Consider the following 18148-nt stretch of genomic DNA (forward strand, 5'->3'; position numbering starts at 1 on the left):
CTCTCACTCGCTCCCGGCGTTGGCGTCGGCCAGCGCGTTCGCGCCACCGACGATCTCGCTGATTTCCTGGGTAATGGCCGACTGACGCACCTGGTTGTACTCGCGGGTCAGTCGTTCGATCAGATCCTGCGCGTTGTCCGTGGCGGACTTCATCGCGCGCTGCCGGCTGGCCAGCTCGGACGCCGCCGCCTGCAGCATGCAGAAGTGGATCCGGCTCGCGACGTACTTCGGCAGCAGCCCGTCCAGCACGTCCTCGGCGGACGGCTCGAACTCGTACAGCGGCAGTACGTCCTCGGCGGCCGGCGCCTCCTCGCCCTCGACGACCTCCAGCGGCAGCAGCCGGATGACGTCCGGCTTCTGCGTCAGCATCGAGACGAACCGGGTGAAGACGATGTGGATCTCGTCCACGCCGCCCTCCTCGGTCGGCTTGAGGAAGGCCTCGATCAACGCGTCGGCGATCTCCCGTGCCCGGGCGAACGACGGCGCGTCGGAGTCGCCGCTCCACGACTGCGCGACCTCGCGCTGCCGGAAGGTGTAGTAGGCGATCCCCTTGCGCCCGCTCAGGAACGGGACGATCTCCTTCTCGCTCTCCCGGAGCAGCTGGTTCAGCCGCTCCCCTTCCCGGATGACCGAGGAGGAGTACGCGCCGGCCTGGCCGCGGTCGGAGGTGATCAGGAGAACCGCGGCCCGCTTGGGGTTCGGCTTCTCGGTGGTCAGCGGGTGGTCGACGTTCGAGAACGTCGCCACCGCCGACACCGCTCGGGTGAGCTCACGCGCGTACGGACCAGCCGCCTTGGCGCGTTGCTGCGCCTTGACGATCCGGGACGCAGCGATCAGCTCCATCGCACGGGTGAGCTTCTTGATCGTCGAGACGGAGGCTCGCCGATCCTTCAGCTCACGTTGGGTTGCGGGCATGGACGATCAGCCCCGCTTCTGCTTGGTGATCTGCTCCTGCTCGACGTCCTCGGAGTCCATCGCCGCCGTCTCTTCCTTGCCGACCAGCAGCTGGCCGTCGGAGGTCTGGAAGGTCGGCTTGAACTTCTTCAGCGCGTCGGTGACCGCGTCGGCCGAGTCGTCCTCGAACTTGCCCGACTCGCGGACGGCGTCGAGCACGTTGCTCTCCCGGCGCAGGAAGTCCAGGAACTCACGCTCGAACCGGAGTACGTCGTTGACCGGGACGTCGTCGAACTTGCCGGTGGTACCGGCCCAGATCGAGACGGTCTGGTCCTCGACCGGGTACGGCGAGTACTGCGGCTGGCGCAGCAGCTCCACCAGCCGCTGACCGCGGTCCAGCTGGCGGCGCGAGGTGGCGTCGAGGTCGGAGGCGAACATCGCGAACGCCTCCATCGCGCGGAACTGCGCGAGGTCCAGCTTCAGCGAGCCGGAGACCTTCTTCATGCCCTTGACCTGCGCGGCGCCGCCGACTCGCGACACCGAGATGCCGACGTCGATGGCGGGGCGGATGTTGGCGTTGAACAGGTCCGACTGGAGGAAGATCTGGCCGTCGGTGATGGAGATGACGTTGGTCGGGATGAAGGCCGAGACGTCGTTGGCCTTGGTCTCGATCACCGGCAGGCCGGTCATCGAGCCCGCGCCGAGCTCGTCGCTCAGCTTCGCGCAGCGCTCGAGCAGCCGGCTGTGCAGGTAGAAGACGTCACCCGGGTAGGCCTCACGGCCCGGCGGGCGGCGCAGCAGCAGCGACATCGAGCGGTACGCCTCGGCCTGCTTGGTCAGGTCGTCGAAGACGATCAGGACGTGCTTGCCCTGGTACATCCAGTGCTGGCCGATGGCCGAACCGGTGTACGGCGCGACGTACTTGAAGCCGGCCGCGTCGGACGCCGGGGAGGCGACGATGGTGGTGTACTCCATCGCGCCGGCCTCTTCGAGCGCGCCGCGGACGGCGGCGATCGTCGAGCCCTTCTGGCCGATCGCCACGTAGATGCAGCGGACCTGCTTCTTCGGGTCGCCGGACTCCCAGTTGGCCTTCTGGTTGATGATCGTGTCGATCGCGATCGCGGTCTTGCCGGTCTTGCGGTCGCCGATGATCAGCTGACGCTGGCCGCGGCCGATCGGGATCATCCCGTCGATCGCCTTGATGCCGGTCTGCATCGGCTCGCGGACCTCCTGGCGGTCCATCACGCCGGCCGCCTGCAGCTCCAGCGCGCGGGTGCCCTCGAGGCCGGTGATCTCACCGAGGCCGTCGATCGGCTTGCCCAGCGGGTCGACGACGCGACCCAGGTAGCCCTCGCCGACCGGCACGGACAGGACCTGGCCGGTCCGGCGGACCTGCTGGCCCTCTTCGATGCCGCCGAAGTCGCCGAGCACGACGACACCGATGCTGCGGACGTCGAGGTTCAGCGCGATGCCCTGGGTGCCGTCCTCGAAGACGAGCAGTTCGTTCGTCATCGCCGAGGGCAGGCCCTCGACGTGCGCGATGCCGTCACCCGCGTCGATCACGGTGCCGACCTCTTCGCGGGCGGCCTCGTCCGGCGTGTAGTCGCGGACGAACTGATCCAGGGCGTCCCGGATCTCCTCCGGCCTGATCGTGAGCTCAGCCATTATCTTCCGTCCCTGCTTCCTTGACCTTTGCTGGCCTGGTGATGGGCTCTAGAGGCTTGCTGACCACTAGCGCCGATATGTCGTTAGGGGTCAGCCCGCGATGCGCCGTTGCGCCTCGTCGAGCCGGGCCGCGATGGTTCCGTCGATCACTTCGTCACCGATGTCCACCCGGACGCCGCCGACGACGGTCGGGTCGACGATGACGTTCAGCTGGATGTCGCGGCCGTACTGCCGGCCGAGGACCGTCGCGAGCCGGGTGCGGTCGGCCTCGGACAGGTCCGCGGCGACCCGGACGGTCGCGATGCTGGCGCTGCGCCGGGCGGCGGCAGCGACCTGGTACGACCGCATCGAACCCGCGAAGCTGCGGCCCCGGCCGTCCACCGCGCGCTCTGCCAGCCGCACGGTCACGTCGGTCGCCTTGCCCTGCAGCAGCTTGTGGAGCAGCTGCTGGCGGGTGGCCACCGGGATGTTGCGGTCACTCAGCTTGTCGCTCAGCGCCCGCTCCGCGGTGATGATCCGGTCGAGCCGGAACAGCTCGTCCTCGACGTCGTCCAGCTTGCGCTGGCCGTCGGCGTAGGCCACGTCGGCCTGGACGCTCAGCTCGTCGAGCGAGTCGCCGAGGTCACGGCCGCTGACCCAGCGGCCGGACACCGCGGCGGTCAGGATCTCCAGCGCCTGGGCGGAGATCTTGCCGCCGAGCAACTGCTGGGCCAGACCGGTCCGGGTCGCCGAGGGGCGGGCCGGGTCGGTCAGCGCCCGCCGGAGCGAGCCGTTGCCGTCGAGCAGCTTGGCCACCGAGAACAGTTCGGCGCCGAGGCCTTCGGTGACGGTGACACCCGCCAGGGCCTCCTGGGCCTTGGCGAGTGACTCCCTCGATGTGCCGCGCATCAGCCGTCCGTTCCGACGGCCTGCCGGGCCGACTCCGAAGCTTCGAGATCGGCCAGGAAGCGCTCGACGGTCCGGCGCTGGCGCGCCTCGTCCTCGAGCGACTCGCCGACGATCCGGCCGGCCAGCGTGGTCGCCATGGTGCCGACCTCGCTGCGCAGCGACGCCACGGCCTGGGCCCGCTCGGCGTCGATCTGGGTGCGGGCGTGGTTCACGATGCGCTCGGCCTCGGTGTTGGCCTGCTCACGCATCTCCGCGATGATGAGCGCACCCTGCTCGCGCGCGTCCTCGCGGATCTTCGCAGCTTCCTGCCGGGCTTCCGACAGCTGCGCGTTGTACTTGTCGAGCGCCGCCTTCGCCTCGGCCTGGGCCTGCTTGGCCTCGTTCATCCCGCCTTCGATCGCCGCGGTCCGATCGGCGTAAGCCTTCTCGAACTTCGGTACCACGACCTTGGCGAAGGCGATGGCCAGCAGGATCAGGAAGACGAAGCCGAAGATGATCTCAGCCACGTGCGGCAGCAGCGGGCTGGGGGTCTCCTCAGCGGCCGCTTCTGTCAGCGGGAGAAGTGTCGTCAGCATGTCTCAGTCCTGTCAGTCAGGGGTGGAAGATCAGGCGCCGGTCTTGCCCTTGAAGACGAAGGCGAGCGCGATACCGATGATCGCCAGAACCTCGGTGACGCCGAAGCCGATCCACGCGATCGACTGCAGCTTGCTCTGTGCCTCGGGCTGACGCGCGGTGCCGTTGATGACCGCGGCGAAGATCAGACCGACGCCCACGCCCGGGCCGATCGCGGCGAGGCCGTAGCCGAGGACGGCGATGTCACCGGTGATTGCGAGAGCCATGTTGCTCACCATTGCGGTGTTTCCTTTCGGTACGGATAGGGACTATCCGGGTTTCCGTTACGACGGGTCTGGGTTACAGCTGGGTGGTGATGGTCAGTGCTCGTCGGAGATCGCGCTACCGATGTACTGCGCGGTCAGTACGACGAAGATGTAGGCCTGGATGCACTGGACGAACAACTCCAGGCCGCCGATCGCCAGCGCCATCAGCCAGGTGATGATGCCGACACCGCCGATCGCGATGCTGCCGGAGTGCAGCACCATGTACTCGCCACCGGTGACGAAGACCAGCAGCAGGATGTGGCCGGCGAACATGTTGGCGAACAACCGCAGGCTCAGCGAGATCGGCCGGACCAGGATGTTCGAGATGAACTCGATCGGGATCATCAGCGGCATCAGCCAGATCGGCACACCGGCCGGCATCGTCTGGTGCTTGAAGTAGCCCCACAGGCCCTTCTTCTTGATGCCGACGAAGTTGTAGATGACCCAGCTCATCACCGCGGCCACGTACGCCCAGCCGATGTGGCTGAAGGTCGGGAACTGGAGCAGCGGGATCGTCGCCGCGACGTTGTTCAGCAGGATGAAGTAGAACAGGCCGCACAGGTACGGCACGTACTTCATGTACTCCTGGCTGCCGATCGCGTCGCGAGCCATCGAGTTGCGGACGAAGTTGTAACCCAACTCGCCGGCGAACTGCAGCTTGGACGGCACCACGGCGGCCTTGCGGGACGCACCCCAGTAGAACCAGATGATCACCACCACCGACAGCGCGGCGATCAGCACCGGCTTGGTGAACCAGTCGACGCCGTCGATGATCGGCGGGGTGTCGAAGCTTTGTGGACCGGGTGGGATGAACTCGGTCGGAACGCCGGCGCTCACCGGGTCTCCTCTCGCGTCGTGCTCAAGTCGTTCGCCATAGGGCTAAGGGCAGGGCGGCTCAGGGCAAGGCGGTCAACTACGTCAGACCCGGTAGGGCTCAGGACCGCTGCCGGTACCGGAAGTTCAACAGCAAGATCGTCAGGCCGGCACCGAGCACGATGCCCACCGGAAGTAAGAACTTGGTGCCCAGCCAGCGATCCAACCCGAAGCCGATGCCCCCGTAGACGAGGACCCCGCCGATCAAGTAGGACAGGACCCGCCAGCCATCGCCGGATGTGTTCGGCGTCGGCTTCGGATCCTCGTTCTGGCTCATTGGCACCCGAAAGGTACCAGTCGGCGACACGCCGGGTCACATCGGCCTGAGCGGGGTGTCCAGTGCCATTCGACACACCTTTGATCACAGCTTGGAAACGGCTCTCCGAGGCGTTACCGACTGTGCTCACGGGTTCACCTCGTGGTCGAGGTCGTAGATCGGCACGCGCAGCCGGGACCAGGACCAGATCTCGCCGGCCATCCAGCCCATCACGACCACCATCGCGGTGATTCCGAGGGCGGTGAGGTTCACGTTGCGGGCCAGCGAGTCGGAGTTGATCGCGAGGGCGAGCAGGCCGCCGAAGATCGCGATCCGGCCGGTGTAGGAGGCCATCGCGACGCCGAGCTGCATGGTCGGGCTGGTGTGCCGCGCCGCATGCAGCGCGAGCAGGCCTGCACCGGAGAAGACCAGCACGATCAGCAGGCCGAGCAGTGCGCCCCACAGCCCCTTGGACCCGGCGGCTACGGTCGCGACGGCGGCTGCGTTCACGCCGACGACCACTGCGGCGACCGCGGCGCCGCGCAACATCGCGAGAGCCGGGTGCTTTGTCGCTTGGCCGGCTTCTTTGGGGCTACTTACCTGGGCGGTGTCAGCCTTGGGGGGCATCTGGTGGTTCCGTCCTGCTGGCGACCGGGATTCTTGCCCTCGGTCGTCTGGTGGGCGGGGTCAGGGGTGAAGCTGTTGATTGCTGGTGCTTGTGAAAACTAGCACAAAGTCTTCACGGTCAGCAAAACGAGCGTCCCTGCCGCTGTACACGCACACCTTATCTGTAGGCCACGACACCTACTGGTCTGGTCCCGGTCAGACCTTGGAGAGCGCCCTCCCGGAACGCCTCGGCAGACCGGTGGTCAGCAGGATCGCGGCCACGGCGACGGCGAGCACGAGCAGCGTCGTCCACCACTTCAGTTGCAGGCCGAGAACCACCACGCCGAAGGCGATGAGGAAGGTCCACAGGTACATCAGGAGGACCGCGCGGCGGTGCGAGTGACCACGCTGCATGAGGCGGTGGTGGAGGTGCAGCTTGTCCGCCGCGAAGGGCGAGCGGCCGGCCTTCGTACGCCGGATGTAGGCCAGTGTCAGGTCGAGCGCGGGGATCGCCAGGACCGCGATCGGGAGGATCAACGGGAGCAGCGCGGGCAGCAGGCTGGAGCCGCCGACCTCGTACGGGACGGCGTTGGGGTCCATCTGGCCGGTCAGGCTGATCGTCGAGGCGGCCAGCATCAGACCGATCAGCAGGGCCCCTGAGTCACCCATGAACACTCTTGCCGGGAAGAAGTTGTGGGGCAGGAAGCCCAGGCAGGCACCGGCCAGCGCGACCGTGATCAGGGTCGAGGTGGTGGCGCGGTCGAGGTTCTGCTCGACGTTCAGCAGGTACGAGTAGGTGAAGAAGGCGGCCGCGCCGATCGCGGTGACGCCGGCGGCCAGACCGTCCAGGCCGTCGACGAAGTTCACCGCGTTGGTGGAGACGAGCAGGATGCCGGCGGTCAGCACGGCCAGCTGCGCGGGTGGCGGCGAGAAGATGCCGCCGGGCAGCGGGAGCCAGTACAGCTGGATGCCTTGGACGACCATCACGCCGACCGCCAGGACCTCGCCGGCCAACTTGGTGATCGCGTCCAGTTCGTACAGGTCGTCGACGACGCCGACGGCGCAGATCACCACGCCGCCGATCAGGATCGCCCGGGCGTCGTGGGCGACCTGCAGGCTGTCGCCGAGGAAGGGCAGGCTGGAGGCGACCGCGAAGCCGGCGATCAGGCCGCCGAGGATCGAGATCCCACCGAAGTACGGGATCGGCACCTTGTGCACGTCCCGGGTACGGACCTTGGCCACCGCGCCGTACCGCAACGCGATCTGCCGGGCCACACCGGTCAGCAGAAAGGTCGTGGCCATCGCCACGAACAGGACCAGCAGATACTCACGCACAGCTCATGACTCCTGATTCCACGCCGTAGCGAGCAGGTGCTCGGTGCGGTAGCTCGGCGTGCGGGGGCGGAGGGTTAGATGCGGAGCATCTTGCCCTTTGCACCCGTGCGGCGAGATGCCGTGCCGAGTGCCGCGCAGTAGGCGTGGAGTCAGGAGTCATGAGCTTCGTCCGCAGGCCTCACATCAGCTGTCTTCTCGTCACCGGGCTGGTCATCGATCTTCTCTTTGGACGCCTCGACCGGTGCTTCGGTTGGCTCGTCGGCCGGCTTCTCGTCCTGGACGGTCTCGTCGGCCGGCTTCTCGTCCTGCGGCTGCTCGTCCTGGGGCTTCTCGTCGGGCTCGAGGTCGGTGGTGGCCTCGGGGACTACTTCGCGGATCTGCTGGACGGACAGAGCGCCGATCCGGACGATGTGGGGCACGTCGCCGGTCAGGTCGACGATGGTCGACGGCTGGCCGCCGGTGGCGACACCGCCGTCGAGGTAGACGGCGACCGAGTCGAGCAGCTGCGCCTCGGCGTCGTACACATCCAGCGCCGCCGGCTGCCCACTCAAGTTCGCCGAGCTCACCGCGAGCGGTCCGGTGCGGGACAACAGCTCACGCGTGTTCTCGTGGTCGGGCACGCGCAGGGCGACGGTCCCCTGGGTCTCCCCCAGGTCCCACATCAGCGACCCCTGTGCATGGCAGATCACGGTCAGCGGCCCCGGCCAGAACTTCTCGCACAGCTTGCGCCCGGCCTCCGGTACGTCGGTCGCCAGCGCGTCCAGCGACTCGACCACCGAGATCAGCACCGGCGGCGGCATGTCGCGGCCGCGGCCCTTGGCGTCCAGCAGCCGTTGCACGGCGTCGGCCTTGAAGGCGTCCGCCGCGATCCCGTAGACGGTGTCGGTCGGCAGGACGACCAGGTCGCCCGCCTCGATCGCGTCCACGGCCGCACGATAGGCCGGGGCCAACTCGTCACCGGTGAAGTCAAAGCGCTCGCTCACGGAGTGAATCGTGCCACTCCGGTGGCTACGCGCCCCAATCGGGTTCGCCGCACGCACTCCTGACAATCATCTGTCAGCTTCCCGGCGGGCGACCGGACGGCATGCATAAGATCCCCGCCATGACTGTGACACGCGACTTTCTCGCCGGCCTGCCGAAGGCCGAGCTGCATGTCCACCACGTCGGCTCCGCCTCGCCGCGGATCGTCGCCGAGCTCGCCGCCCGGCATCCGAACTCGGCCGTACCCGCCGACGCCGCCGCGCTCGCGGAGTACTTCGTCTTCACCGACTTCGCCCGGTTCATCGAGATCTACCTGTCCGTGGTGGACCTGATCACCACGCCCGAGGACGTCCGGCTGCTCACCTACGAGGTCGCCCGCGAGATGGCCGGCCAGAACATCCGGTACTCCGAGCTCACCGTCACGCCGTACTCGTCGGTCAAACGGGGAATGGCCGCCGAGGCGTTCTGCGAGGCGATCGAGGACGCCAGAACCGCCGCGGAGAAGGAGTTCGGCGTCGTCCTGCGCTGGATCTTCGACATCCCCGGCGAGTCCGGCCTGCCCGCGGCAGCCGAGACGCTGCGGATCGCCACCGAGGTCCGCCCCGACGGCCTGGTCGGCTTCGGCCTCGGCGGCCCGGAGATCGGCGTACCGCGGCCGCAGTTCGCCCCGTACTTCGATGCCGCCCGCGCCGCCGGTCTGCGCAGCGTGCCGCACGCCGGTGAGTCGACCGGCCCGGAGACCATCTGGGACGCCCTGCGGGTACTGAAGGCCGAGCGGATCGGTCACGGAACCTCTGCCCTGCAGGACCCGGCCCTGGTCGACTACCTGGGCGAGCACCGGATCCCGCTCGAGGTCAGCCCGACCTCCAACCTCGCCACCCGCGTCGTCGCGTCGTACGACGAGCACCCGCTGCGCGGCATGGTCGAGGCCGGCCTGGTCGTCACCATCAACTCCGACGACCCGCCGATGTTCGGCACCGACCTGGTCAACGAGTACGCCGTCGCCGCCGACCTACTCAACCTCGACAACCAGGGCGCGGCCGACCTGGCCCGCACCGCCGTCCAGGTCTCCTTCGCCGACGACACCACGAAGACCAAGCTGATCGCGGAGATCGACGAGTACGTGGCCAAGGCGTAGTCACTCGGTTGCCGGTGGCCGTCCTGCGCCGCCAGACTGCGCAGTGTGACTGCGGGACTGCGCATTGAGCTGCTCGGCTCGCTGTCCGTCCGGCTGGACGGACAGCTGGTCGAGGTGGGTCCGCTACGCCAGCAGGCGCTCCTCGCTGTGCTGGCCCTGCGTGCCAACCGGACCTGTACTCCGGAAGAGCTCTTCGACGCGGTCTGGGGCGACAAGCCACCGGCAACCGGCCTCAAGGTCCTACCGCCGTACATCTACCGAATCCGCAAAGCGCTGGCCGTCGAGGGCCTGCTGGAGCGGACCAGGGACGGGTACATGCTGCGGGTGACTCCCGACGCAGTCGACGTCAACCGCTTCGATGCAGCAGTGCAAGCCGCCGAGGCTCAGCAGGACGCAGGAGCCTATGCCGAGGCGCTGAATCTCTTCCGCGGTGAGCCACTGAGCGGGCTGCCGGGCCGCTACCTCGCTACCCACCGACAGCGGCTCGTGGAGCGGCGCTACAAGGTCCTGAGCGACCGCATCGACCTCGACCTGGCCAGTGGACGCCACTCGGCGGTCGTGGCCGAGCTAGTGACCGCAGTAGCCGAGCGGCCTCTCGATGAGCGCCTGGCTGGCCAACTGATGCTCGCCCTGTACGCCGGTGGCCGACAAGCAGACGCATTGACGGTCTACAAGCAAGCCAGGGACACCCTGGTCGACCAGCTCGGCGTAGAGCCCGGCCCGGAATTGCGGGCGACCCATCAGCGGATCCTGCGCAACGAGAGCGAAGCACGGCCCGGGCGGGACGAATTGCCCTACCAGGACTCAGCATTCGTCGGGCGCGACACCGAGTTGGCGGCAGTGGTCGCCGCATTGAGTCGGGAGGAACGCACTGCACCGCCGATCGTCACCGTGGACGGCATGGGTGGGGCGGGCAAGACGGCGCTCGCCGTACGGGCTGCGCGTGAGTTGGCTGACGTGTACCCGGATGGGCTGCTGTATTTGCAGTTGCACGGGCATACGCCTGGGCGGGGGGCTCTCGAAGTACGGGCTGCGCTGGAGCATCTGCTCAGCAGCATTGGGGTGAAGCCAGAGCGGATCCCGCGCGAGCTGGACGAGCAGGCCGCGTTGTGGCGGTCCGAGGTCGCCGGGCGGCGGGTACTGATCGTCCTGGATGACACACCTGACAGCCGGCTCGTCGAGCCATTGTTGCCTGGGGCCCCTAGCTGTGGCGTGTTGATCACCAGCCGCCGGCAACTGATCGGCATCGACGCGGCCCGGCGGGTTCCGCTCGGGGTGCTCGGCGCGGAGGACGCTGCCCGGCTGCTGGTCGAGATCGTCGGCTCCGAGCGTGGCGGTTCGCACGAGGCCGCGCAGGAGTTGGTGGAGCTCTGTGGGTACCTGCCGCTGGCGATCCGGATCGCTGCGGCGCGGCTGCGGCACCGGCCGACCTGGACGGTCGAGCACCTCAACCAGCGGCTGCAAGCACAGGACCGTGGGCTGGACGAGCTCACGGCCGACGGTCGCGGGCTGGTGTCGACGTTCGCGATGTCGTACGAGCAACTGAGCCCTGAGCAGCAACGGATGTTCCGCTACCTCAGCCTGCTCCCCGGCCGGGACGTGGACCGCTATGGCGCGGCCGCACTCGCCGGTGTGGAGCCGTACGACGCCGAGCCGTTGCTGGAGGACCTGCTGGACGCCAGCCTCCTGCTGCAGTCAGCGCCGGACAGGTTCCAGTTCCACGACCTACTGCGCCAGTACGCCGGCAAGCTGAGCCAGCAGGACGCCTTGGCCGATCGTGAGGCCGCCGTCGGCCGCTTGCTCGAGTACTACCTCCAGACATCCCATCGCGCCGTGTCGCTGCTCACGAAGCTCCGCTATGTCGATCTCAGCGAGCGAGACTCAGCCGCCGGTCCTGTGTTGACGACTCCCAAGGAGGGCCGGGCTTGGGGTGATGCGGAAGGCGACAACGTCGTCGCCGCGGTCCAGCGAGTAGCTGACGGCTCCTTCGACGAGCAGAGCTGGATGATCGCCGCAGCGTTCGCTCGCTACTTCCATGAACGGAACCTGGTCCATCAACGGACGACGCTGCTGGAACTCGGCTTGGCTGCGGCTGAACGGCTCGGAGCGTCCGTACCGCAGGCCCGCGTTCTGTTCGTCAAGGCTGTCCTGGAGAGGCCCCAGCGCGGGCCGCTGGCGACGCTGGGCCCGGTCCGGGCCGCTCTGGAGCTGCTGGGCGACGACGATCCCGTGCTACGCATCCAGCTGCTCAGCCTCCTCGGTGAGGCGCTGCGGCTGATCAATCCTGGCGAGGAGGCGGTCGCCGCCCACACCGCGGCGCTCGAGCTCGCCCAGGCGATCGGCAACCGGCCCGCCGCCGCGCACGCGATGGCCGAGCGCGCGATCACCGAGGGCGCCCGGGGCGAACACCGGCAAGCGCTGGAGTCCTACCGGCTGGCCTTGTCGATGGCGAGGGCCGACGATGACCGGACCTTGCAGCCGCACCTGCTGAACGGCATCGCGGAGTCGTACAACGAACTCGGCCAGCCGCTGCTCGCGATCGAGGCGGTCAAGGAGTCCCAGGCGCTCGCGGCCGAGCTCGGGATGCGCTTCAGCCGGACCGACTCGCTCTGCCAGCTCGGCGCCGCTCACCGTCAGCTCGGCGACTTCGCCCAGGCGATCGAGCTCCAGCAGCAGGCCCTGTCGATCGGCCTCGAAACCGCCAGCGTGTTCGCCACCGACGAGGCCCGGACCCAACTCGGCCGCTCCCACCTCGCCGCCGGCCACCTCGAGCAGAGCAAGCGGTACTTCGAGGCGCTCCTCGAGAGCGCACAAGAAGACCACCGCCGTCTGATCGCGGCCCGGGCCCTAGCCGGCCTAGCCGCCTGCGCCGAGGCCGCCGGAGCCCTATCCGAAGCCGCAAAGCTGCTCGACGCAGCCCTCGAGCGACTCGGCACCATGACACCCCTGCACGCCGCCGAACTCCGGCGCCGCCGAGCAGCCCTCCCCCGCACAGCCTGACCCGCGTCGTCCACGCCCTCCGCCGCGTGGTTTTGTCGGCTCGCCGTGGTTCCCTGGTGCGGTGCGTAGGACGGCTGGGGTTGTGGCGAGCTTGCTGCTGGTGGCGGCAGCCGGCTGCAGCGACAGCAAGGGCGATGCGGGGGCCGGGCCGGTGCTGAAGCCGGTGCCCAAGGTGTCCAGTTCGATGCCTGCGCCGCCGGCTGATGGGGAGTTGCCTCGGGGTGGGCGGGTGATCTTTCCCAAGTACCAGCTGGTGGGGTATGTCGGGCTGCCGGGGTCGCCTGCGTTGGGGCCGTTGGACAAGGACCTGGATGCGAAGGCGGACAAGCTGGAGAAGCTTGCCAAGTCGTACGCCGTCGGGCGTACTCCGTTGCCGGTGCTCGAGCTGATCGTCGTAGTCGCGAGCGGCGGGCCGGGGAAGGACCGCAAGTACCGCAACCGCCTGGCCGACGAGAAGATCGAGCGGTATCTGAAGGTCGCCCGCGAGCACAAGATGCTGCTGTTGCTCGACATCCAGCCGGGCCGGGCGAAGATCCTCGACGAGGTGAAGCGGCAGGAGCGCTGGCTGAAGGAACCCGACGTCGGCCTCGCCTTCGACCCGGAGTGGGCGGTCGGGCCGGGCCAGGTGCCGGGGCGAGTCTTCGGGCACACCAGCGGCGCCGAGCTGGACGGCATCGCGAAGTACCTGTCCGGGCTGGTCGCCCAGAACGACCTACCGGAGAAGGTGTTCGTCTTTCACCAACTGTCAGCGCGGATCGTCAGCAACGAGAAGGCTTTGAAGCAACACCCGGGCGTCGTGACGATCAAGTCGGTCGACGGGATCGGCAGCCGTTCAGCCAAGGAGTCCACCTGGCACAAGCTCACGCCGCGGATGGCGGCCGGCGTGCATGCGGGCTTCAAGCTCTTCTACCAGGAAGACACCCGGCACGGCCCGCTGATGACACCGGCCCAGGTGATGGCGCTCAAACCCCGCCCGGAGTTCGTCGTCTACGAGTGAACTCTGCGCCCCGTAGCGAAGCGGTGCTTGCCAGTCAGGTCGAGCTGGTCGCGTACCTCGGTGAACAGACCGGTCGCAGCAAAGACGGCCGGCGCGGATTCACCCTGTACGTCGGCATGCTCGCACCCGAACCACCCACCAGGCTTCAGTAGCCGGCCGGCGGTGGCAGCGACGACCTTGATCTCGTCGAGCCCGTCGTCGCCCGACCAGAGCGCCAGCGCCGGGTCATGGTCGCGCACCTCGGCAGTGACGGATTCCCAAGCAGTCAAAGGGATGTACGGCGGGTTGGAGATCACCGCGTCGACCTGGCCATCCAGCTCCGGCAGGCAACCGTCGATGTCGCCTTCATGCAAGGTGGCCCCAGTCCCGGCCAGATTGCGCCGGGCCCAGACGCACGCCTCGGGCGACAGCTCCACGGCATGCACCGTGCTGTCGGGCCGCTCGGTGGCGACGGCTCCGGCGATCGCACCCGAGCCGCTGCAGAGGTCGACCACCAGTGGGTTCTCGACGTCGGCGATGCGGTCGAGGATCCAGCCGACGAGCACCTCGGTCTCGGGGCGCGGTACGAACACCCCTGGTCCTACGGCGAGGTCGCGGTAGCGGAAGGCCGCAGTACCGGTCAGGTGTTGCAGTGGCTCGCGCTGGGCGCGACGGGCGAGCAGGGCGGCGTACTGCGCCTCCTGGTCGGCCGTGGGCTTCACGAGCCCCAACTGCATCCGCCGTACGCCGGTGACGTGGGCCAGCAGCTCTGCCGCGTCATAGTCGGGAGACGCGACCCCTGCGTCAGCCAGCTGGGCAGTGGCCTCGGCGAGCAGCGTGCGGACACTCACCGGGGTCACTGGCTCTCGACGGCCTCTAGACGAGCGGTGAGGTCCGCCTCGGTCAGTGCCTGGATCACCGGGGCCAGCTCGCCGTTGAGCACCTGGTCCAGGTTGTGCGCCTTGTAGCCGACCCGGTGGTCGGAGAAGCGGTTCTCCGGGAAGTTGTAGGTGCGTACGCGCTCTGAGCGGTCGACCGTACGGATCTGCGACCGGCGGGCGTCGGACGCCTCCTGGTCGGCCGCCTCCTGCGCAGCGGCGAGCAGCCGGGACCGCAGTACCCGCATGGCCTGCTCGCGGTTCTGCAGCTGGGACTTCTCGTTCTGCATCGAGACGACGATGCCGGTCGGGATGTGGGTGATCCGGACCGCCGAGTCGGTGGTGTTGACGCTCTGACCGCCGGGACCGGACGACCGGAAGACGTCGATCCGCAGATCGTTCTGGTCGATCTCGACGTCGACGTCCTCGGCCTCGGGCAGCACCAGGACACCGGCCGCGCTGGTGTGGATCCGTCCTTGCGACTCGGTCACCGGCACCCGCTGCACGCGGTGCACGCCACCCTCGAACTTCAGCTTCGCGTACGGCGCTTCGCCGGGCTCGGGCGTGCCCTTCGCCTTCACCGCGACGGTGATCGACTTGTAGCCGCCGAGGTCGGACTCGGCCGAGTCGAGCACCTCGGTCTTCCAGTTCTGCGACTCGGCGTACTTCAGGTACATCTTCAGCAGGTCGCCGGCGAACAGGGCCGACTCGTCGCCGCCCTCTCCCGCCTTGATCTCGAGGATCGCGTCCTTGTCGTCACTCGGGTCGCGCGGCACGAGCAGCACCTGCAGCTTCTCGGCCAGCTCGTCGCGGCGGCGCTCGAGCTTGATCGCCTCCTCGGCGAAGCTCGCGTCCTCGTGGGCGAGCTCCTTGGCGGCCTCGATGTCATCGGCCGTCTGGAGCCACTCCGCGTACGTCCGCACGACCGGCGCCAAGGCGGCGTACCGCTTGCCGACCTGCCGCGCGACGGCCTGGTCGGAGTGCAGCTCAGGATCCGACATCCGCCGTTCCAGCTCGGCGTACTCCGCCTTCAGCGATTGCACTGCCTCGAACATGCCTGCACTCCTTCCGGGTACGAATCAAGCACCAGCCCACGCAAGGGGGGTGCGGGTGGCGAAGCCCCCGCTCGCGGCGAAGCCGCACAACACGCAAAAGCGAGGTGGCCTGCGCTGTCCGCAGGCACACCTCGCCCAGAGCTTTTGCAGCTACTTCTTCGCGTACCGCTTCTCGAAGCGGGCGACGCGGCCACCGGTGTCGAGAATCTTCTGCTTGCCGGTGTAGAACGGGTGGCACTGCGAGCAGACCTCGGAGCGGATGGTGCCGCTCTCGGCCGTCGAGTGGGTCTCGAACGACGCGCCACAGGTGCAGGTCACCGTGGTCTTCACGTAGTTCGGGTGGATGTCGCTCTTCATGGATCTCCTCGAGTCAAAGGGGCGCCGGGTCGTCCGCTTGGTACGAACGTGAACCGGAACCAACAGACAAGTTTGCCATCTAGTGGCCCAACCTGACGAATCGCCCCGGTATTCCGGGGCGATCCGGTCAGCAAGCGGCTACTGCTAGTTACCGTTGTCCGTCGTGTGACCGTTGCCGGCCGACGGGGTGGTCTTGTTCACCTGGAGCAGGAACTCGATGTTCGACTTGCTCTCCTTGAGCTTGCCGATCAGCAGCTCCAGCGCCGCCTGGCCGTCGAGGGCGGACAGCACCCGGCGGAGCTTCCAGACGACCTGGGTCTCGTCCTTGCTCATCAGCAGTTCCTCGCGGCGGGTACCGGAGGCGACCACGTCGATGGCCGGGAAGATCCGGCGGTCGGCGAACTCGCGACGCAGCCGCAGCTCCATGTTGCCGGTGCCCTTGAACTCCTCGAAGATGACCTCGTCCATCTTGGAGCCGGTCTCGATCAGCGCCGTCGCCAGGATGGTGAGCGAGCCGCCGTCCTCGATGTTGCGGGCCGCGCCGAAGAACCGCTTCGGCGGGTACAGCGCCGACGAGTCGACACCACCGGACAGGATCCGGCCGCTGGCCGGGGCCGCGATGTTGTACGCCCGGCCCAGGCGGGTGATCGAGTCCAGCAGCACGACGACGTCGTGGCCGAGCTCGACGAGCCGCTTGGCCCGCTCGATCGCCAGCTCGGCGACCGTGGTGTGGTCGTCGGCCGGCCGGTCGAAGGTCGAGGCGATGACCTCACCCTTGACCGTGCGCTGCATGTCGGTGACCTCTTCGGGCCGCTCGTCCACCAGCACGACCATCAGGTGTACTTCGGGGTTGTTCGTGGTGATCGCGTTGGCGAGCGCCTGCAGCACCATCGTCTTACCGGCCTTCGGCGGCGAGACGATCAGGCCGCGCTGGCCCTTGCCGATCGGGCTGACGATGTCGACGATCCGGGTGGTCAGGATGCCCGGCTCGGTCTCGAGCCGGAGCCGCTCGGTCGCGTACAGCGGGGTCAGCTTGTTGAAGTCCTGACGCTGCTTGGCGACCTCGGGGTCGGACCCGTTGACGGTGTCGATCCGGACCAGCGGGTTGAACTTCTCCTTGCGCTCGCCGTCCGACGGCTGCTTCACCGCGCCGGTGATCGCGTCACCCTTGCGCAGGCCGTAGCGCTTCACCATCGACAGCGCGACGTACACGTCGTTCGGGCCCGGCAGGTAGCCGCTGGTCCGGACGAAGGCGTAGTTGTCGAGCACGTCGAGGATGCCGGCGGCGGGGACGAGCACGTCGTCCTCGCTGATCGTCGGCTCCGGCTCGAAGCGGTCGTTGCGGCCGCGGTTGCGCTGGTTGTCCCGGCCGCCGCGGTCGTTGCGGTCGTTGCGGTCGTTCGTGGGACGGTCGGTGCCGACCCGGTCACGATCGCGGCCCCGGCGGCGACGGCGACGGCCCTCGCCCTCCTCGCCCCGGTCGTTCTGGTTCTGCCGGTCGCGGTTGTTGTCGCGGCCGCCATCCCGGTTGGCGTCGCGATCGGTGCGCTGACCGTCGCGGTTGCCGTCCCGCTGACCGTCACGGCTCTGCTGGCCATCACGCTGACCGTCACGCGCCTGACCGTCACGGGCCTGACCGTCGCGGCCGTCGCGGGACTGGTTGTCCCGGCTGTCGCGGGTCTGGCTGTCACGGGTCTGGCCGTCGCGCTGGTTGTCCCGCGCGTTGTCGCGGCCACGGTTGCGGTCGCGGTTGCCCTCGCCCCGGTCACCGCGGCTGTCGCCACGGTCGGAGCCCTGCTCGGCCGACGGGCTGTCGACCGGCTCACGAGTCTTCTCCGGCGCCTGGACGGCCTCGGCCGTCGCGCCGTTCTGCACCGCGACCGGCGACGACTCGGCCACCTTGTCGACCACCTTGGCGGCGGCGACGGTCTGCTCGGCCGGCTCGGTGCTGGTCTGGGTGGCGGCGGCGCGCGTCCGGCGGCTGCCGGCCCGCTGCGGCGCTTCCTTGGCCGGAGCCTCGGCCTTGACGGCCACGGGCTCCGCGGCGGCCTCGTCCAGGGTCGGCTGGCTCGATCGCGCACGGGATCCGCCCGAGCCGGCGCCCTTCTGGGTCGCCTTGATCGCCTCGATCAGCTGGCCCTTGCGCAGCGCGCCGGTGCCCTTGATGCCGAGCGTCCCGGCGAGCTGCTTGAGCTCGGGGAGCAGCATGCCTTCGAGGCCGCCTCCGGCCTTGCGGCGCCGCGTTCCGGCGGTAGCCGTCGCGTCGGTGCCCGGGGCCGAGGTACCGGCTCCGCTGGAGGCTTCAACAGTTTCTGTCACGTGAGGTCCTTCCCACACGGATGGACGATGTCCTGAGAGGCTCATCGCC

At 68.5% G+C, this 18148-nt stretch carries 17 protein-coding genes; 3 read left to right on the forward strand and 14 right to left on the reverse strand.

The features are described from left to right. Positions 1 to 3: 3 nt before the first annotated feature. The 10 genes from ABD116_RS01700 to ABD116_RS01745 form a co-directional block, all read right to left on the reverse strand. Positions 4 to 915, reverse strand: coding sequence for a F0F1 ATP synthase subunit gamma (locus tag ABD116_RS01700; RefSeq protein ID WP_328326868.1), 912 nt, complete (start codon positions 913 to 915; stop codon positions 4 to 6). A gap of 6 nt (positions 916 to 921) precedes the next feature. Further along, the gene (gene atpA, locus ABD116_RS01705; protein ID WP_343964012.1) at positions 922 to 2559 is read right to left on the reverse strand and encodes a F0F1 ATP synthase subunit alpha; all 1638 of its coding nucleotides are present in this window, start codon (positions 2557 to 2559) and stop codon (positions 922 to 924) included. 90 nt (positions 2560 to 2649) lie between these two features. Then, positions 2650 to 3447, reverse strand: coding sequence for a F0F1 ATP synthase subunit delta (locus tag ABD116_RS01710; protein WP_343964014.1), 798 nt, complete (start codon positions 3445 to 3447; stop codon positions 2650 to 2652). After that, positions 3447 to 4022 carry a F0F1 ATP synthase subunit B gene (locus ABD116_RS01715; RefSeq protein ID WP_343964016.1) on the reverse strand — a complete coding sequence of 192 codons (576 nt, stop codon included), beginning with the start codon at positions 4020 to 4022 and terminating at the stop codon, positions 3447 to 3449. The genes ABD116_RS01710 and ABD116_RS01715 overlap by 1 nt, the downstream gene beginning before the upstream one ends. A 30-nt stretch (positions 4023 to 4052) precedes the next feature. Beyond that, positions 4053 to 4286 carry an ATP synthase F0 subunit C gene (atpE, locus tag ABD116_RS01720; RefSeq protein ID WP_343964018.1) on the reverse strand — a complete coding sequence of 78 codons (234 nt, stop codon included), beginning with the start codon at positions 4284 to 4286 and terminating at the stop codon, positions 4053 to 4055. 93 nt (positions 4287 to 4379) lie between these two features. Continuing rightward, on the reverse strand, positions 4380 to 5162 hold the full coding sequence (gene atpB / locus ABD116_RS01725; protein ID WP_343964020.1) for a F0F1 ATP synthase subunit A: 783 nt from the start codon (positions 5160 to 5162) through the stop codon (positions 4380 to 4382). Positions 5163 to 5259: 97 nt separating this feature from the next. Next, positions 5260 to 5475, reverse strand: a complete 216-nt coding sequence (locus tag ABD116_RS01730) for an AtpZ/AtpI family protein (protein ID WP_343964022.1) — start codon at positions 5473 to 5475, stop codon at positions 5260 to 5262. Between the two features lie 126 nt (positions 5476 to 5601). Next, positions 5602 to 6081: a Cg1360 family ATP-synthase-associated protein gene (locus ABD116_RS01735; RefSeq protein WP_343964024.1), complete on the reverse strand. Its 480-nt coding sequence runs from the start codon at positions 6079 to 6081 to the stop codon at positions 5602 to 5604. Positions 6082 to 6276: 195 nt separating this feature from the next. Beyond that, entirely contained in the window at positions 6277 to 7395 is a 1119-nt protein-coding gene (locus ABD116_RS01740; protein ID WP_343964026.1) for a glycosyltransferase family 4 protein, read from the reverse strand. A gap of 149 nt (positions 7396 to 7544) precedes the next feature. Further along, positions 7545 to 8378, reverse strand: a complete 834-nt coding sequence (locus tag ABD116_RS01745; RefSeq protein WP_343964028.1) for an L-threonylcarbamoyladenylate synthase — start codon at positions 8376 to 8378, stop codon at positions 7545 to 7547. Between the two features lie 119 nt (positions 8379 to 8497). Between ABD116_RS01745 and ABD116_RS01750 the strand changes: the two genes are divergently transcribed. The 3 genes from ABD116_RS01750 (at position 8498) to ABD116_RS01760 (ending at position 13511) form a co-directional block, all read left to right on the forward strand. Next, positions 8498 to 9514 (forward strand): adenosine deaminase, encoded by a 1017-nt coding sequence (locus tag ABD116_RS01750; protein ID WP_343964030.1) that lies wholly within the window; start codon positions 8498 to 8500, stop codon positions 9512 to 9514. A gap of 45 nt (positions 9515 to 9559) precedes the next feature. Beyond that, on the forward strand, positions 9560 to 12514 hold the full coding sequence (locus ABD116_RS01755) for an AfsR/SARP family transcriptional regulator (RefSeq protein ID WP_343964032.1): 2955 nt from the start codon (positions 9560 to 9562) through the stop codon (positions 12512 to 12514). 61 nt (positions 12515 to 12575) lie between these two features. Then, positions 12576 to 13511 (forward strand): hypothetical protein, encoded by a 936-nt coding sequence (locus tag ABD116_RS01760; protein WP_343964034.1) that lies wholly within the window; start codon positions 12576 to 12578, stop codon positions 13509 to 13511. Here the strand turns inward: ABD116_RS01760 and prmC are convergent. The 4 genes from prmC to rho all read right to left on the reverse strand — a co-directional run bounded on the left by prmC (position 13502) and on the right by rho (position 18099). Next, positions 13502 to 14341 carry a peptide chain release factor N(5)-glutamine methyltransferase gene (prmC, locus tag ABD116_RS01765; RefSeq protein ID WP_328326891.1) on the reverse strand — a complete coding sequence of 280 codons (840 nt, stop codon included), beginning with the start codon at positions 14339 to 14341 and terminating at the stop codon, positions 13502 to 13504. The two genes, ABD116_RS01760 and prmC, sit on opposite strands and share 10 nt — an antisense overlap. A gap of 5 nt (positions 14342 to 14346) precedes the next feature. After that, positions 14347 to 15423: a peptide chain release factor 1 gene (gene prfA, locus ABD116_RS01770; RefSeq protein ID WP_343964036.1), complete on the reverse strand. Its 1077-nt coding sequence runs from the start codon at positions 15421 to 15423 to the stop codon at positions 14347 to 14349. Positions 15424 to 15573: 150 nt separating this feature from the next. Beyond that, entirely contained in the window at positions 15574 to 15780 is a 207-nt protein-coding gene (gene rpmE / locus ABD116_RS01775; protein ID WP_343964038.1) for a 50S ribosomal protein L31, read from the reverse strand. A 144-nt stretch (positions 15781 to 15924) separates the two neighbouring features. After that, positions 15925 to 18099, reverse strand: coding sequence for a transcription termination factor Rho (rho, locus tag ABD116_RS01780; protein WP_343964040.1), 2175 nt, complete (start codon positions 18097 to 18099; stop codon positions 15925 to 15927). Positions 18100 to 18148: the final 49 nt, after the last annotated feature.

Source organism: Kribbella koreensis (assembly GCF_039525325.1).
Classification (GTDB): Bacteria; Actinomycetota; Actinomycetes; order Propionibacteriales; family Kribbellaceae; genus Kribbella; species Kribbella koreensis.

Bases quoted from the DNA above. Each gene is read 5' to 3' on its own strand.
- ABD116_RS01700 (WP_328326868.1), bottom strand. From the start codon at position 915: ATGCCCGCAACCCAACGTGAGCTGAAGGATCGGCGAGCCTCCGTCTCG.
- atpA (WP_343964012.1), bottom strand. From the start codon at position 2,559: ATGGCTGAGCTCACGATCAGGCCGGAGGAGATCCGGGACGCCCTGGAT.
- ABD116_RS01710 (WP_343964014.1), bottom strand. From the start codon at position 3,447: ATGCGCGGCACATCGAGGGAGTCACTCGCCAAGGCCCAGGAGGCCCTG.
- ABD116_RS01715 (WP_343964016.1), bottom strand. From the start codon at position 4,022: ATGCTGACGACACTTCTCCCGCTGACAGAAGCGGCCGCTGAGGAGACC.
- atpE (WP_343964018.1), bottom strand. From the start codon at position 4,286: ATGGCTCTCGCAATCACCGGTGACATCGCCGTCCTCGGCTACGGCCTC.
- ABD116_RS01730 (WP_343964022.1), bottom strand. From the start codon at position 5,475: ATGAGCCAGAACGAGGATCCGAAGCCGACGCCGAACACATCCGGCGAT.
- ABD116_RS01735 (WP_343964024.1), bottom strand. From the start codon at position 6,081: ATGCCCCCCAAGGCTGACACCGCCCAGGTAAGTAGCCCCAAAGAAGCC.
- ABD116_RS01750 (WP_343964030.1), top strand. From the start codon at position 8,498: ATGACTGTGACACGCGACTTTCTCGCCGGCCTGCCGAAGGCCGAGCTG.
- prfA (WP_343964036.1), bottom strand. From the start codon at position 15,423: ATGTTCGAGGCAGTGCAATCGCTGAAGGCGGAGTACGCCGAGCTGGAA.
- rpmE (WP_343964038.1), bottom strand. From the start codon at position 15,780: ATGAAGAGCGACATCCACCCGAACTACGTGAAGACCACGGTGACCTGC.